A 14981-nucleotide genomic window follows, 5' to 3' on the forward strand; every position below is an offset into this window, starting at 1 on the left:
TCAGTTCCATCGTCCCGACGCGCCGCCGATGCTGTAGCGGCCCGCGCCGAGCAGTGCCACCGCGATGGCGGAAGCGAGGTAGAAACCTTGCAGTTCGAGTGCCCAGCCGCCGGTCTTGGTCATGCTCATCAGCTCGCCGCGATGCACCAGCAGTATGGCGACCACCATGTTGATTGCGACGACCAGCGCAGCCGGCCTGGTCCACACGCCAAACAGAATAAGGAGCGGCGCGATCACTTCGCCGACGTACACCAGGTAGCCGAGTTCCGCCGGCAGGCCCGCCTTGGCGACCATCCCGGTGATGAAACCGACACCCCCGAAGATCTTCGAAACGCCGTGGAACAGCAGCAATACCGCCAGCACTACCCGCAGAATCAACTTGCCCAAATCGTCCGAAGCGCCTGAACTGCCGAATGTCCTTGCCACCATGAGAGGCTCCTATGTAGGGTTGGATTGCCCTGTTGGTCGGGTCAGCCGCTATCTTAGAATGTGTGTTGATAGTTCTGCAAGCCGCACCGCCGCATACGGACATAGATCAAGCCGGCGCCGATTTTCCGGTCATCCCCTGCCGATGAACGGCATTTTCGTCGCCATCACCGTCATGAACTGCACATTGGCGTCCAGCGGCAGGCTGGCCATGTACAGCACCGCGCGGGAGACATGGTCGACGTGCATCGTCGGTTCCGGCTCGATGCTGCCATTGGCTTGCAAAATGCCGCGTCCCATTCTGGCCGTCATGTCGGTCGATGCATTCCCGATGTCGATTTGCCCGCAGGCGATGTCGTATTTGCGGCCGTCGAGGGAGGTCGCTTTCGTGAGCCCGGTAACCGCGTGCTTGGTTGCAGTATAGGCCGAGGAATGCGGACGCGGTGCATGGGCGGAGATCGACCCGTTGTTGATGATGCGCCCGCCGCGCGGCTGCTGGTCCTTCATCAGCCGGAACGCCTCCTGGGTACACAGGAAGACGCCGGAAAGGTTGATGTCGACCGCCGCCTTCCATTGCTCGTAGGGGAGTTCCTCCAGCGATACGGGCGCGGCGAATACGCCGGCATTGTTGAACAGCAGGTCGAGCCGGCCATAGGTATCACGGGTGGCGGCGAACAGCGCTTTCACCGATGCCGGGTCGCTGACATCGGTGGGCAGGACCAAAGTGCGTTCACCCGCCGGATCGCCCTGCTGCGCGGTTTGTTCCAGCGCGTCCCTGCGCCTGCCGGCCAGCACGACCGCATAGCCTTCCTTCAGCAAGGCAAGCGCCACATGCCTGCCGATACCCGAACCGGCGCCGGTAACCAGCGCGATATTGCTCGAAGCCATTCATGTCTCCTTGAAGAATTATGTGCGACGGATGTTGACCAGGACCACGCCCGTCATCACCAAAGCCGCGCCGGCCGCGAAACGGGCGTCAATCGGATCGTTGAGCAGCAGCACGCCGAAGCCGACACCGAACAGCGGCGTCATGAAGGAAAAGACGGTCAGGCGCGACGCCAGGTAACGGCGCAGCATCCAGAACCATAGCAGGAAGCTGAGAAACGCGATGATCACCGACTGGAAAAACAGGCTTGCCCAGACCACGCCGGTCATGGAGACGGAAGCACCCTGCCCAAGCGCGAGTGCCACGCCCGTCATCACGACGCCGCAGACGCCGAGCTGGTAAAGCAGGGTGGCGGTGGGTGGCGCTTCCGACAGCGCGGAGCGTCGAATCCATACGGTGGTGGCGCCCCAGAATGCGCCGCCCATGACGCCGAGGGCGTCGCCAATCAGCATGTGCGCCCAGTCCCTTCCCTGTTCGGCAAAGCCGCCGGAAAACGCCACGGCAATGCCGGCGAATGCCGCCAGCACGCCGGTCCATTGCACAGGTCCCAGACGTTCACCCGGCACCAGCCAATGCAATCCCAATACGGTGAAGACCGGCGCGGTGTAGAGAAATACCGACATGTGCGAGGCGGTGGTGAATTCCAGGCCCGCGGCAACACAAAGAAACTCGATGGCGAACAGCGTGCCGGCGGTCATGCCGGCGCGCAAGGTTCCGGCTGTCAATGAAGCGCCGCCGCGCCACCAGATCACGATGCAAACCAGCATCGCGGCAATTGCCGAGCGAAGGCCGATCTGCATGATCGCACCCATGTGCGGCAAGGCAAGTTTGACCGCAACCTGCTGCAAACCCCAGAACACGCACAGACCCAACATCAAGGCAATCGCGGATGCATCAAGCGGCTTGCGTTCCATCATCGTTATTCTTCCATGTAGAGGCGAGCGGCTATTGTAAGCGGTGGCGGCGATTTGCATTTCCCGGGAGATACAGACGGGCAGAAAGCCGATTTTGTTCTGAACCAGTGGACATGCCCGGTCTCTAACTTTTGTATTTCGACATATCTATCCGGAGAAAAAGTGATGACTGAAAAAAGTATTGATGCCGTCGAATTGCTCGTTTCCCAGCACCGTGCCATGGAGGCGCTGCTGAAGAGAGTCGCGGAAAGCGACAATCAGGAGGAGAAGAAGACTCTGTTCGCCGAAGCCGGCGATCATCTGGCGACGCACATCAAGTCAGAGGAGGAGCTGTTCTACCCGGCGGTCAAGGCCGCCCGCAACGAAGACCGCCTGCTGGAATCGCTGGAGGAACATCTGTCGCTGAAGCGTCTGCTGGCCGACCTGGTGGACATGGACCCGGAGGATAAGACCTTCGAAGCGAAATTGCAGGTGCTGACGGAGCAGGCGGAGCACCACCACAAGGAAGAGGAAGAGCATCTTTTCCCGGAAGTGCCGAAGCTGATGAGCCAGGAGCAGCGCGAAGCGCTCGGCCGCGAAATGCTGGCCTTGCAGAACAACCTCGATCGCCGCGGCGATCCGCGAGAAGCGGTGGCCAATGAGACCGGTTCCGCGGCACCGCTCGACTAGGATGCGGGTGCGCATGCGCCTGATGCATCGAAAGGAGCAATGATGAAACCCTTAGTGATCAGTGCGGTTGCGGCATGTTTTGCCGTCGCGGCCCATGCGCAGACCGGCATGCCGGCCAAACCCGGCTCCTCGCTGCCGACACCGTCCGAACCCGGCATGCGCAGCGCGCCGGACTCGTCGATGTCGTCCGGAGGCAAGTCCGGCATGGTGGTGGAGCCACCGAGGACCGGCACCGCCGGCGAGATGATCAAGACGCCGACAGCGCGGATCGATCCGGAAATCAACGAGGCCACCGGCGATATCGACCGGAAACGGCGCGAAGATTTGCAGGAAAAGCGCATGCAGGATAAATCGAAGAAGCCGGCGCAGTAAGGCTGCGGCAATCGAATCATGCACCGCGCATTCTTCTGCCTGTTGATGTCCTTATCGGCGGCGGCCCAAGCCTGGCCGCCGCACCAGTCGCTTTCCACCACCGCGCCCAGCATGCGGCCGGTGAATGACATGGCGCTCGGAGCCGAGCCGCCCGCGGCTGGTACGCCGGTCAGTCCGGAAACCGAAAAGAAGGTGCGGACGTTTCTCGATCGTTTCGTCGATGCCGACAAATCGCCCGCCGAACAGGCCGCATTGTTCACCGAGGAAGCGGAATACTATGAGCAGGGCGTGGTCGGCAAGAATGCGATCCGCCGCGACGTCGAACGCTATGTGAAGCACTGGCCGCACCGCAGCTACCAGGTATCGGAAATCTCGTACATCAATCCCGACCCGATGTCGAAGGACCGGGTATTCGTCGCCTACACCATTGACTTCGAAGTCGCCAACCGTGCACGGACGATCCGCGGAAAGGCGAATTACGGCGCGGTGATCAACAATTTGAGCGACGAGCCGAAAGTGGAAGCGATCAAGGAGCGGGTGACCCGGCGAAAATCAGGCGCCGCTGAATAACAGCCCATCTCGCCGCGTCCGGTTTGACCGGCTTCCTTACTGTGCCACCCGCTGTGAAATATAAGCCAGCGCTTCATCGATCTGGTCGATCAGCACCAGGCACAAATCGCCCGGCGCCAGGCCGGCCAGTGCCGTGTCGATGGCCTTGAATTCACCCTGGATTTCCTTGATCGACGTGGTGCGCGATGCATGGCTGAGTCCTTCGCGCAGCAGGCCGATCACTTCGCCGTCGGCGCGGCCGCGCTGGCATTGGTCCTCATACAGGATCACTTCATCGAATGCATCGCCGAGGATCTCCGTCTGCCGGGTCAGGTCGATATCGCGCCGGTCGCCGGCGCCGCTGATGACGACCGAGCGGCGGTGGGCCGGCACGCTGTCGATGGCTCGCACCAATGCTTCGATCGCATCGGGGTTGTGGCCGTAGTCGGCGATGACGGTGGCGCCGCGATAGGAAAAGAGGTTGAACCTGCCCGGCGCGCTGCGCACGTCGCTGACGAACGTCGCCAGCCCTGCGCGTATGGTTTCCCAGGAAATGCCGAGCGCCCAAGCGGCACCGATGGCCGCCATCACGTTCTCGACCTGGAAACCGATCGCGCCGTTATGGGTGATGGGGATGTCGGCCAGCGCCACGCGATACTCGCGCCGACCGACCGACGCGACGATCACGTTGCCGTCGACGTACAGCACGCGGCGGCCTTGCGCCTGCTGGGTGGAGATGACCGGGTGATGGCGGTCGCGGGCGAAGAAGGTGATCGAGCCGGGGCAGGACGGCGCCATGTCGACCACCATCGGATCGGCCGCATTCAGCACCGCCATGCCTTTCGGCGCGACGTTGTGCACCACCACCCGCTTGAGCACGGCGAGGTCTTCCACGGTGTTGATGTAATTCAGTCCGAGATGATCGCCGACGCCGATGTTGGTCACTACCGCGACATCGCAGCGGTCGAAGCCGAGGCCTTCACGCAGGATGCCGCCGCGCGCGGTTTCGAAGACCGCCGCGTCGACGTCCGGGTGCAGCAGCACGTTGCGCGCGCTGCGCGGTCCGCTGCAATCGCCGGTATCGATGCGCTGGTGGTTGACATAGACGCCGTCGGTGCTGGTCAGGCCGACACGGTACTTGTTCTTTTCGAGGATATGGGCGATCAGCCTTGCGGTGGTCGTCTTGCCGTTGGTGCCGGTAACCGCCACCACGGGGATGCGGCCATCGTCGCCGTTGGCGAACATGTTGGCGATGATGGCCTCGCCCACCGGCCGTCCCTTGCCGTAGGACGGCTGCAGGTGCATGCGCAGGCCGGGTGCGGCATTGACTTCGACGATGCCGCCGCCCTGCTCTTCCAGCGGCAGGATGACGGTTTCGCATACCAGGTCGACGCCGCAGATATCGAGTCCGACGGTTTGCGCCGCTTCCACCGCGCGCGCCGCCATCTCCGGATGCACGTCATCGGTGACATCGGTCGCCGTGCCGCCGGTGGACAGGTTGGCATTGTTGCGCAATGCCACCAGCGTGCCCTTGGCCGGGATACTGTCGACGGTGTAGCCATGCTTGGCCAGGGTGGCGAGCGCGATATCGTCGAGACGGATCTTGGTCAGCGAGGTGGCATGGCCTTCGCCGCGGCGCGGGTCGCGGTTGACCTGCTGGATCAGCTCGCCGATGGTGTGCTGCCCGTCGCCGACGACCTGCGGCGGTGCGCGCCGGGCGGCGGCGACCAGCTGGTCGCCGACCACCAGCAGGCGGAAATCATGGCCGCTGATGAAGCGTTCGACGATCACGTCGGAGCAGATGGCGGATGCGACCGCGAACGCGGCTTCCACTTCGTCCCGGGTCCGGATGTTGACCGCGACGCCCTTGCCCTGGTTGCCGTCGCGCGGCTTCACCACCACCGGCCCGCCGATCTCCTGCGCGGCTTGCCAGGCTTCGTCCGGCGTCGTCACCGACTTGCCGTGCGGCACCGGCACGCCGGCCGCGTGCAGCAATTCCTTGGTCAGGTCCTTGTCCTGCGCGATCGATTCCGCGATGGCACTGGTCCTGCAGGTTTCCGCCGCCTGGATGCGGCGCTGCTTGCTGCCCCAGCCGAACTGCACCATGCTGCCTTCGGTCAGCCGCCGGTAGGGAATGCCGCGCGCGACCGCCGCCTGCACGATGGCGCCGGTGCTCGGGCCGAGCCGCACATCCTCGTCCAGCGACCGCAACCGGTGCAATGCCGGTTCCAGTTCGAATGGCGTGTTTTCCAGCGCATTGCGGATCAGCGCGTCGGCGAACTCGAACGCCAGGCGGCCGACCGCTTCTTCGGTGTATTCGACCACGACCTGGTAGGTGCCGCGGTCGACCGTCTCCACCACGCGGCTGAAGGTCACCGGGCATCCGGCCTGCGCCTGCAGCCCGAGTGCCGCCGATTCAAGCACATGGGCCAGCGAAAACGGATGGTCGGGGCTGGACGGCTCCAGGAAGCGGATCTCCGGAAAGCGGGCGCGGAGCCGCGTTTCGAAATCCGGCAGGCGCGCGATGTCCCGTTCGTCGTCGGTGCAGGTCACGATCGCCTCGATCGAGGTGTGCCGGCTCCAGAGATTGGGTCCGCGAAGAGCCCGGATGCGTGTGATTTCCATGAACTTGTGTCCTCTGTTGCGCGCCTGAACGGGCGGCTATCGCCGTAGTCCCGCCGCTTGGGCGTCTTCTTTTACTTTGCTGGTTTGTTTTGTTAGGCGGCGATATGCGCTGCGCATCCCGCCTCGCCGGGCACCCTGAATGGGTGAGGAAGCTTTTTCTATCCCGGCTTCACCTTCATGCCTGGTCAATGTATGCGCGGATCAAGCCGCCGCCACCGCCTCCGCAGTGACGCCGTCGAACTCGACGCTCTTGACCCCCGCCCGAATCAGTTCCGCCGCAATGCCCAAAGCCCACGCCGCACCGACCGCGGCCAGCATGTTTTCGGTCATGTGAGCCCGGCGCGCCGGTTTCGCGGCGGCGATGGCGCCGATTTCCGCCAGGTCGATCAGCGGCACTTCCGCCGCGCCGGCTGCCAGGACGATGCCGCCGTGGCGCACGAACACCGCGCGGCCGCCTTCCGCCCTGTGCGCCGCGACCACCGGGATTTCGGACGACAGGCTGAAGAAGATCACGCCGCCGTCGCACAGCGAAGCCAGCGCGGCCACCCGCGCATCCGCCGCGTTGAGCACCGCCACGCCTTCGGGAAGCACCACGTCGACCTGGGTGCGGACGACCTTGCCGGCCATCTGGTCGGCATCGTCGATATGCCAGTCTGGCAGGCTCGCTTTCGGATCGATATTGGTGACGACGCCGACTTGGCAGCGGTCGTAGCCGAGACCTTCGGCGAGGATGGCGCGAAACCCGGTCTCGACGACCGCGGCATTGATTGCGCGATTCATCATGATGCGGCGCGCCGTCTGCCAGTTGGCGCCGTCGCTGCGCTCGACCTGCCGGCCGCGCAAAAAGAATCCGTCGCTGCAGGCCAGACCGACATGCGCGCCGTGCAGATGCAGCAGGCGGGCCACCAGGTGCGCCACCATGGTCTTGCCGCGGCTGCCGGTGATGCCGACGACCGGAATGCGGCCGTTGTCTTCGCCAGGGAACAAATGGTTGACGATCGCCTCGCCGACCGGGCGCGGCTCGCCGTCGGCCGGTTTCAGGTGCATCAGCAGACCCGGACCGGCATTGACTTCGACGATCGCGCCGCCCTGCTCATCCAGCGGGCGCGAGATATCTTCGGCCACCAGGTCGACGCCGGCGATGTCCAGTCCAACGATGCGGGCCGCCAGTGCCGCGGCGGCGGCCACGCTCGGATGAACGAGGGGAGTCACATCGAAAGCAACATTTCCGTTGCGCTGCACAAGAATCTGCTTGCCGGCTTCCAGCACGGTATCCGGCGTCAATCCCTGGCGTGTCAGTTCCAGCAACACTGCCGGGTCCTCATCGATCAACACGAGATTCAGCGGGAATTCCTCGGTGGTACCGCGGCGCGGATCGGTATTGATCTGGGTGTCGATCAACTGAAGAATGGTCGACACGCCGTCGCCCGTCACCGTGGCGATTTCGCCGCGCGCCGCCGCCACCATCTTGCCGCCTACCACCAGCAGCCGGTGTTCGTCGCCGGGAATGAAGCGCTCGACGATGACTTCGCTGCCTTCTTCCTCGGCCAGCCGGTAGGCCGCCTCGATTTCTTCCCGCGTCGTCAGGTTGGTCGATACGCCGCGGCCATGGTTGCCGTCGGACGGTTTCACTACCACCGGCACACCAATATCCTGCGTCGCCTCCCAGGCATCATCGATATCCGACACGATGCGGCCTTCCGGCACCGGTACGCCGCAGGAACGCAACAGGCTCTTGGTCAGGTCTTTATCACTGGAAATGCTTTCGGCGATGGCGCTGGTCTGGTCAGTCTCCGCAGTCCAGATGCGGTGCTGGCGGGCGCCGTAACCGAGCTGCACCAGGTTGCCGCTGTTGAGGCGAAGGGCGGGAATGCCGCGGTCGGCGGCGGCATCGACGATGCAGGCCGTGCTCGGCCCGAGGCTGACGGACTCGGCGATATCGCGCAACCGGCTGACCGCGGCGTCGACGTCGAAAGGCCGGTCCTCGATGCCGGCCATCACCATGTCGCGCGCCATTACCAGGGCGGCGCGGCTGACTTCTTCGTACCGTGCCCGCACCGCCACCTTGTAGACGCCGGGCGTGGAGGTTTCGCGTGCCTTGCCGAACCCGGTCTGGACGCCGGCCAGGTTTTGCAATTCGATCATCAGATGTTCCATGATGTGCGCCGGCCAGGTACCTTCGCGCAGGCGCTGCAGGAAACCGCCGCGCTCGCCGACGCCGCACCGGTGCTCCACCAGCGAGGGCAGCCAGGCGGTTAGGCGTTCGTAGAATCCGGGAATCGTGTTGGACGGCGACGCTTCGAGCTCACCGATGTCGACCCAGGCTTCGAGGACCGGACGGTAAGTCCAGATGTTCGGCCCGCGCAGGGAGACCACATTGATGATCTCAATGGATTTTTTATTCATTTGACGTGTGAAGCTGAGGAGTGGACTTGTGGAGGACGAGTCGCTTTGGATTGAAGTTATGTCTGTCTTTAACGCGCCAACGGCGGGATGGTTTACTGATCGGCTGCAAAAATTATCTTACGGAATCGAAATCAGGCAAACAACAACATCGTAAGTGCTTGTATCGGTTGCTTGGAGCGGTAATCGGTATACTTGCCGCCACAGCGAATCCTCCAACGGCGACGCGAAATTAACTTCTTGCAAACAGAATTGTTTGCCGTTTCGAAATCATCAGCCGTTTCAATGAAAACCGAATTTCCCGATGTTCCGCCGCAAAGGCAAATCATACCTGCTTCATGGCAGACAGACGTGCAAGCGCATCTCCAGCCCGGCGAACACGCGCTTGCCTGCCTGGAGCTCGACCTCGACCTGCAGCTGCGTTTCGCCGCCGGCATTGTCGTTGTAACAAGTTCCAGGCTGCTGGCGAAAACCGCCGAAGCCCCCGGCTGGCAGGAATGGCAGTATCGTCCGCACCTGTCGCTGGTGCACCACGACCACGCCGGCGTCGGCACGCTTGAACTGCACGACGAAACCCGCCGCCTCGCCACCTGGCGCTACACGCTCGGGCACAATCCCGACGCGTTGCGCCTGATCGGCCAGTTCGAGCAGCACTGCGCGGCGACTGTCGCCGGTCGTCCGGTCGTGCCGCCTGCGGATGCAACCTGTCCGAGCTGCCATGCGCCGCTGCCGCCGGATCAGGAGGAATGCCAGATCTGCGTACGCGAACTGCACACGCCGCCGTCGACCTGGACGCTGTTCCGGTTGTGGCGTTTCGCCAGGCCGTACAAGGGTCAACTGATCCTCGGCTTCCTGCTGACGCTGGCATCGACCGCCGCCACGCTGGTGCCGCCCTATCTCACCATGCCGTTGATGGACAACGTGCTCATCCCCTACCAGAACGGGCAATCGATCGACGTCAACCTGGTCGTGCTCTACCTGAGCGGCCTGTTCGGCGCGGCCTTGCTGGCATGGGTGCTCGGCTGGGCGCGCACCTACATCCTGGCGCTGGTCTCCGAACGCATCGGCGCCGATCTGCGCACCACGACCTATGAGCATTTGCTGAAGCTGTCGCTCGAATATTTCGGCGGCCGGCGCACCGGCGACCTGATGACGCGCATCGGCTCGGAAACCGACCGGATCTGCGTGTTCCTGTCGCTGCACCTGCTGGATTTCGCCACCGACGTGCTGATGATCGGCATGACCGCGGTGATCCTCATCTCGATCAATCCCTGGCTGGCGCTGGTGACGCTGCTGCCGCTGCCCTTCATCGCCTGGATGATCCACGTGGTGCGCGACAAGCTGCGTCACGGCTTCGAAAAAATCGATCGCGTCTGGGCGGAAGTCACCAACGTGCTGGCCGATACCATTCCCGGCATCCGCGTGGTGAAGGCGTTCGCGCAGGAAAAGCGTGAAGCCGCCCGCTTCCGCGAAGCCAATGCGCACAACCTGCTCATCAACGACCGGGTCAACAAGGTATGGTCGCTGTTCTCGCCCACCGTCACCTTCCTCACCGAGATCGGCCTTCTGGTCGTCTGGGCGGTCGGCATCTGGCAGATCTCGCAGGGCCTGATCACGGTTGGCGTGCTGACCGCCTTCCTTGCCTACATCGGACGTTTCTACACCCGCCTCGACTCGATGAGCCGCATCGTGTCGGTCACGCAAAAAGCCGCCGCCGGTGCCAAGCGCATCTTCGACATCCTCGATCATGTCTCCAGCGTGCCCGAACCGGCGAACCCGGTCCGGATGGAGCGCGTGCAGGGACACATCCGCTTGCGCGACATCGGTTTCCGGTACGGCAACCGGGCGGTGCTGCGCGGTGTCGACCTGACCATACAGCCCGGCGAAATGATCGGACTGGTCGGCCACAGCGGCTCCGGCAAGAGCACACTGGTGAACCTGATCTGCCGCTTCTACGACGTGTCGGAAGGCGCCATCCTGGTCGACGGCGTCGATATCCGTTCGCTGCGCGTCGCCGATTACCGCCGCCATATCGGCCTGGTGCTGCAGGAGCCCTTCCTGTTTTTCGGCACCATCGCCGACAACATTGCCTATGGCAAGCCGGGCGCGACGCGCGAGGAAATCATCGCCGCCGCGCGGGCGGCCAACGCGCATGAATTTATCCTGCGCCTGCCGCACGGCTACGACTCGATGGTGGGCGAACGCGGGCAGACCCTGTCCGGCGGCGAGCGCCAGCGCATCTCGATCGCCCGCGCACTCCTGATCGACCCGCAACTCCTGATCCTCGATGAAGCGACCTCGTCGGTCGACACCACGACCGAAAAGGAAATCCAGAAAGCGCTCGACAACCTGGTGCGCGGCCGCACCACGATTGCGATTGCGCACCGCCTGTCCACGCTGCGCCGCGCAGACCGGCTGGTCGTGCTCGACAAGGGCCAGATCGTGGAAGTCGGACAGCATGATGAACTGATGGAGCGGCAGGGTGCGTATTACCGGCTCTACCAGGCGCAGGCGCGCCAGGCGGAGGATGAGGCGGCCGGGTTGGTCGAAGGCCAGCCGGAATGGACTGAGAGTGTCGCATGACTGATTTCCGATTGACCCGCAACACGTTCGGCAAACTGGTGTTCACCTCGGCCGACGGCAGTCTGACGCACGAGGGCGTGGTGCCGGTGCGTGCATTCCCGATCGCCGCTCCCGACCAGGGCATCTCCCTGGTGACCGTGGACGGCCATGAACTGGCATGGATCGACCGGCTGGCCGATCTGCGCAGCGACCTGCGTGACTTGCTGGAGGAGGAATTGGCGAACCGGGAATTCCTGCCGCAGATCAGCCGCATCGTCAGCGTCTCCACGTTTGCGGTGCCAAGCCGCTGGCAGGTAGAGACAGACCGCGGTGATGCGACCTTCATCCTGAAGGGCGAGGAGGATATACGGAGGGTGGCGCACTCGACGCTGCTGATCGCAGACAGTCATGGCGTGCAGTACTTGGTCCGCGACCTGGAAAAACTGGACAAGGCCAGTCGCAAGCTGCTGGACCGGTTTCTCTGAAAAGGATGTTTGGCGCATGCGGCACCGTGATGGTGCCGCATGCGTCATGCGGTCAGGCGCTCCTGATGTTGCGAGCGCTTGCGCGGTGACACTGCGCCGTCTGAAAGAGCGAACTCCAACAGGCGGAATCCGGGCCGGTCAGGATCGGGCGTAGACCAACACCAGCCGCTTCGACCTTTCCACCGAAGGCCGTGCCGCCGCAACCGGACGCGTCACGCTTTCATCCCTGGGCGTATTCAATGCTGTTTGCAAAATGTCGAGCATGATTGCCCTCGCCTCGTCGTGCTCTTCCTTCAGCGCGCGACGCGGAAACAATCCGGCTTCAACTGCCTTCGCCGTAGCGGCGTCAATCATTTCGGTACTGATGTCCATGCAAGCTCCATCGATATAACAATGTCATGCAGTGCGGCGCACTGTCGTTGTCATGGTCGAATAATGTCGCGGAGGCACTGCTTTTTTGTCGGCTTTTACATCTTTTTACACGACCATGAAATGCCTGTTTCGTTGCCGATGTTTGACCAAACAGAAAACGACAGCGAAATCCATCTGCTATTTGTTAAGGGTGCTTAACAAAATACGTCCGGCGCAGTTGCAATTCTTTGCCGTGAAGAACGAACCACAGGCAGTGAAGCATCTTCACGAAGCATGTTTCGCCCATGTTGTCCGGCATGTGAAACGCGGTCGGCAATACGTTGACGGGAGTGGTGGATGAATGAAGTCCGGGCCGTGGTATGGGCTACGATACAGCAGGAATTTTCCGATCTAAATGATGTGGAACAGGTGACCCAGGTATGCGTGCGCCTGACGGTTGCCATCATCCTGGGGGCAGTGCTCGGGTATGAGCGCGAATTGCGCGGCACCGCAGCGGGCTTGCGCACCCATATGCTGGTGGCGCTCGGGTCGGCGCTCTTCGTGCTCGTGCCGCTGCAAACGGGGATGGAAATATCCGACCTGAGCCGGGTGTTGCAGGGTGTGGTGGCCGGCATCGGATTTCTCGGCGCCGGCGCCATCATCAAGCTATCCGGAGACAAGGAAGTCAAGGGGTTGACCACTGCGGCCAGTGTCTGGCTGACGGCAGCCATCGGCATTTCGGCCGGCGTCGGGCGCGAGGCGACGGCGGTACTCAGCACCTGCCTCGCGCTATGCATTCTTCTGCTATCGCATCATGGATCGAGGAAGATCAAGTCGACGAATGAGCAGGTCGACGAGCGCTAGTTAGGGTTTTTCATCGCCGCGTCGATGGCCGCATCCAGCAGGTGCGGCGGCAAGCCGATGTTGCGGGCGACCCAGGCAGGATCGGCGACATCGCGCAGGTAGCGGTAGCGCGACGCTTCCAGAAGCGCAACCCGGTCTGCAGCCGATGCCGGAGGCCGCTCTCGCAATTCCTGCAGCATGACGGCGATTTCCGCTTGAAGGCGCTCGATCACGTCGGCGGCGCTTTCCACCAGCGGCACGATATCGTCCAAGGCAAAACGTTTGCTGCGCAATTGCGCCAGGATCTGTTTATCCATCGCTTCTCCCCATTGGATGGGCCATTCTATCGATACGTGGCCGGCCGGATATTGAGATTTCTCGCATTGTTTCGCTGCGGACAACATCACAGGCGCGCCAGCAGCAACTGCGTCAGTTCACCGTCGTTCAGGACAATCGGATTGGTGCGCATGCTGCCGCCGCGGCTGTTGGCGACCACCTTCGGCAGATCGTCATGACGCATGCCGAATGCATTCAGCCGGGGCAGGCGAAGCTGTTCCGTCCAGATGCGCAGCAGGTCGATCAGCGCATCGCATGCGGCATGATCGTCGGGTTCGGCACTCTCGCTCAACAGCCTTGCGACACCGGCATATTTCTTCAGCGCCGGCGATTGCGGATCACGCGCGCGCAATGCATGAATGTTGGTGGCGGTTGCTTCCGCCACCAAGGTGCCGCACACCACGCCGTGCGGCATCGGATAGTACGCACCCAGCGGCGATGCCAGGCCATGCACCGAGCCCAGCCCGGCCTGGGCAAGGGTGATGCCGGACATGAGGGAGGCATAGGCGATGCGCGCGAGACCGTCGCGCCGCTGCGGATGCTGCTCTTCCCAGGCCTGCCAGAAACCATTCCTGAATGCCTGCAGCCCCGAGCAGGCGAGGGCGTCGGTGAACGGGCTCGCATTGGTGGATACATACGATTCCAGCAACTGGGTAAATGCATCCATGCCGTTGGCCGCGATCAGCGACGGCGGACAGGATTCCAGCAGCGCCGGGTCGACGATCGCCACCTGGGCCACCAGCGCATCATGGCGGAAGGATTTCTTGAAGCCGTCATTGCCCTGCACGCTGAGCACGGCGTTCCTGGTTGCTTCGCTGCCGGTGCCGGCCGTCGTCGGCACCGCGATGAACGGCAGCGACGGTCCTTCGTATGTCTTGCCGCGCCCGACACCTTCGAGGTAATCCATGACCGAATCGCCGCCGGGCAGCAGTCCGGCGATCGCCTTGGCCGCATCCAGCACGCTGCCGCCGCCGATACCGACGACGACGCTGATGCCGGTGTCGCGGAAACGACGCACCGCCTGGTCCACCATGTCGGGTGACGGCTCGCCATCGACCTGCATTCGCTCCCAGCTAACGCCACGCTTCTGCAGGCCCTCCTGCAAGGCGGGCCAGTGCGGCGTCGACAGGAAGGAACGGCCGCCGGTCACCAGCAGCGCCCTGGCGCCGAAGCGGGCGGCGGTATCGGGAATGTCGGCCGCGCGACCGTCGCCAAAGCGGATTTCCGGCAACCGGGCGACGGAGAAGGTGCCAATGTCAGTCATGATGCGTATCGGGGGTTGTGAAAGCAGCCCACTTTATACATCGGATGCCCGAATCGTGTTGCCGCGCCGGCGGCGGTCGAAAGATCCGATCGACCGCCGGCCGCCGACTTATGCATAATGTGCCTATCTTTCCGGCAACCGATAAGGATCCGTCCCGATGCTCAGAGCAGTCGTACTCGACAACAATGCGATTTCACGCGATTTGCTGAAAAGCGTGCTGGTCAATGGCGGTTATGACATCGTCGGCGACGCCAACACCAGTGCGGCGTCGATCGCCGGCATGATCCGCTTGCAGC

At 63.1% G+C, this 14981-nt stretch carries 14 protein-coding genes; 6 read left to right on the top strand and 8 right to left on the bottom strand.

Features of this window, described 5'->3' with window-relative positions; translation table 11 throughout:
- The 3 genes from V7080_RS02655 to V7080_RS02665 form a co-directional block, all read right to left on the bottom strand.
- The gene (locus tag V7080_RS02655) at positions 1-429 is read right to left on the bottom strand and encodes a DoxX family protein (protein ID WP_334186846.1); all 429 of its coding nucleotides are present in this window, start codon (positions 427-429) and stop codon (positions 1-3) included.
- Between the two features lie 129 nt (positions 430-558).
- Complete coding sequence (locus V7080_RS02660) at positions 559-1314, bottom strand: SDR family oxidoreductase (protein WP_334186847.1); 756 nt, start codon at positions 1312-1314, stop codon at positions 559-561.
- An 18-nt stretch (positions 1315-1332) separates the two neighbouring features.
- Positions 1333-2229, bottom strand: a complete 897-nt coding sequence (locus V7080_RS02665; protein ID WP_334186848.1) for a DMT family transporter — start codon at positions 2227-2229, stop codon at positions 1333-1335.
- Between the two features lie 162 nt (positions 2230-2391).
- On the opposite strand from V7080_RS02665, the gene V7080_RS02670 reads away from it, so the two are divergent.
- Genes V7080_RS02670 through V7080_RS02680 form a run of 3 tightly spaced genes read left to right on the top strand, consistent with a single transcriptional unit; the run spans position 2392 to position 3837 of the window.
- Complete coding sequence (locus tag V7080_RS02670; RefSeq protein WP_334186849.1) at positions 2392-2895, top strand: hemerythrin domain-containing protein; 504 nt, start codon at positions 2392-2394, stop codon at positions 2893-2895.
- 42 nt (positions 2896-2937) lie between these two features.
- Positions 2938-3267 (top strand): hypothetical protein, encoded by a 330-nt coding sequence (locus V7080_RS02675; protein WP_334186850.1) that lies wholly within the window; start codon positions 2938-2940, stop codon positions 3265-3267.
- Positions 3268-3285: 18 nt separating this feature from the next.
- Positions 3286-3837: a hypothetical protein gene (locus tag V7080_RS02680; RefSeq protein ID WP_334186851.1), complete on the top strand. Its 552-nt coding sequence runs from the start codon at positions 3286-3288 to the stop codon at positions 3835-3837.
- Positions 3838-3873: 36 nt separating this feature from the next.
- Here the strand turns inward: V7080_RS02680 and cphA are convergent, their stop codons facing one another.
- Complete coding sequence (gene cphA / locus V7080_RS02685) at positions 3874-6441, bottom strand: cyanophycin synthetase (RefSeq protein ID WP_334186852.1); 2568 nt, start codon at positions 6439-6441, stop codon at positions 3874-3876.
- 201 nt (positions 6442-6642) lie between these two features.
- Complete coding sequence (locus V7080_RS02690; protein ID WP_334186853.1) at positions 6643-8847, bottom strand: cyanophycin synthetase; 2205 nt, start codon at positions 8845-8847, stop codon at positions 6643-6645.
- 282 nt (positions 8848-9129) lie between these two features.
- On the opposite strand from V7080_RS02690, the gene V7080_RS02695 reads away from it, so the two are divergent.
- Both V7080_RS02695 and V7080_RS02700 read left to right on the top strand, forming a co-directional pair.
- Positions 9130-11427: a cyanophycin metabolism-associated ABC transporter gene (locus tag V7080_RS02695; protein WP_334186854.1), complete on the top strand. Its 2298-nt coding sequence runs from the start codon at positions 9130-9132 to the stop codon at positions 11425-11427.
- On the top strand, positions 11424-11891 hold the full coding sequence (locus V7080_RS02700) for a cyanophycin metabolism-associated DUF1854 family protein (RefSeq protein ID WP_334186855.1): 468 nt from the start codon (positions 11424-11426) through the stop codon (positions 11889-11891). Before V7080_RS02695 ends, V7080_RS02700 begins: the two co-directional genes overlap by 4 nt.
- Positions 11892-12029: 138 nt before the next feature.
- Here the strand turns inward: V7080_RS02700 and V7080_RS02705 are convergent, their stop codons facing one another.
- Entirely contained in the window at positions 12030-12263 is a 234-nt protein-coding gene (locus tag V7080_RS02705; protein WP_334186856.1) for a hypothetical protein, read from the bottom strand.
- Between the two features lie 336 nt (positions 12264-12599).
- Here V7080_RS02705 and V7080_RS02710 point away from each other — a divergent pair, with 336 nt between their 5' ends.
- Entirely contained in the window at positions 12600-13106 is a 507-nt protein-coding gene (locus V7080_RS02710) for an MgtC/SapB family protein (protein ID WP_334186857.1), read from the top strand.
- Here V7080_RS02710 and V7080_RS02715 read toward each other — a convergent pair.
- Positions 13103-13402, bottom strand: a complete 300-nt coding sequence (locus V7080_RS02715) for a hypothetical protein (protein ID WP_334186858.1) — start codon at positions 13400-13402, stop codon at positions 13103-13105. The genes V7080_RS02710 and V7080_RS02715 overlap by 4 nt on opposite strands.
- An 86-nt stretch (positions 13403-13488) precedes the next feature.
- The gene (locus V7080_RS02720; RefSeq protein ID WP_334186859.1) at positions 13489-14685 is read right to left on the bottom strand and encodes an iron-containing alcohol dehydrogenase; all 1197 of its coding nucleotides are present in this window, start codon (positions 14683-14685) and stop codon (positions 13489-13491) included.
- Positions 14686-14981: the final 296 nt, after the last annotated feature.

Origin of the sequence: Noviherbaspirillum sp. (assembly GCF_036846085.1) — a bacterium.
GTDB lineage: Bacteria > Pseudomonadota > Gammaproteobacteria > Burkholderiales > Burkholderiaceae_D > Noviherbaspirillum.

Coding starts and splice junctions, on each gene's coding strand:
- V7080_RS02655 (WP_334186846.1), bottom strand. CDS start 429: ATGGTGGCAAGGACATTCGGCAGTTCAGGCGCTTCGGACGATTTGGGC.
- V7080_RS02660 (WP_334186847.1), bottom strand. CDS start 1,314: ATGGCTTCGAGCAATATCGCGCTGGTTACCGGCGCCGGTTCGGGTATC.
- V7080_RS02665 (WP_334186848.1), bottom strand. CDS start 2,229: ATGATGGAACGCAAGCCGCTTGATGCATCCGCGATTGCCTTGATGTTG.
- V7080_RS02670 (WP_334186849.1), top strand. CDS start 2,392: ATGACTGAAAAAAGTATTGATGCCGTCGAATTGCTCGTTTCCCAGCAC.
- V7080_RS02675 (WP_334186850.1), top strand. CDS start 2,938: ATGAAACCCTTAGTGATCAGTGCGGTTGCGGCATGTTTTGCCGTCGCG.
- V7080_RS02680 (WP_334186851.1), top strand. CDS start 3,286: ATGCACCGCGCATTCTTCTGCCTGTTGATGTCCTTATCGGCGGCGGCC.
- cphA (WP_334186852.1), bottom strand. CDS start 6,441: ATGGAAATCACACGCATCCGGGCTCTTCGCGGACCCAATCTCTGGAGC.
- V7080_RS02690 (WP_334186853.1), bottom strand. CDS start 8,847: ATGAATAAAAAATCCATTGAGATCATCAATGTGGTCTCCCTGCGCGGG.
- V7080_RS02695 (WP_334186854.1), top strand. CDS start 9,130: ATGAAAACCGAATTTCCCGATGTTCCGCCGCAAAGGCAAATCATACCT.
- V7080_RS02700 (WP_334186855.1), top strand. CDS start 11,424: ATGACTGATTTCCGATTGACCCGCAACACGTTCGGCAAACTGGTGTTC.
- V7080_RS02705 (WP_334186856.1), bottom strand. CDS start 12,263: ATGGACATCAGTACCGAAATGATTGACGCCGCTACGGCGAAGGCAGTT.
- V7080_RS02710 (WP_334186857.1), top strand. CDS start 12,600: ATGAATGAAGTCCGGGCCGTGGTATGGGCTACGATACAGCAGGAATTT.
- V7080_RS02715 (WP_334186858.1), bottom strand. CDS start 13,402: ATGGATAAACAGATCCTGGCGCAATTGCGCAGCAAACGTTTTGCCTTG.
- V7080_RS02720 (WP_334186859.1), bottom strand. CDS start 14,685: ATGACTGACATTGGCACCTTCTCCGTCGCCCGGTTGCCGGAAATCCGC.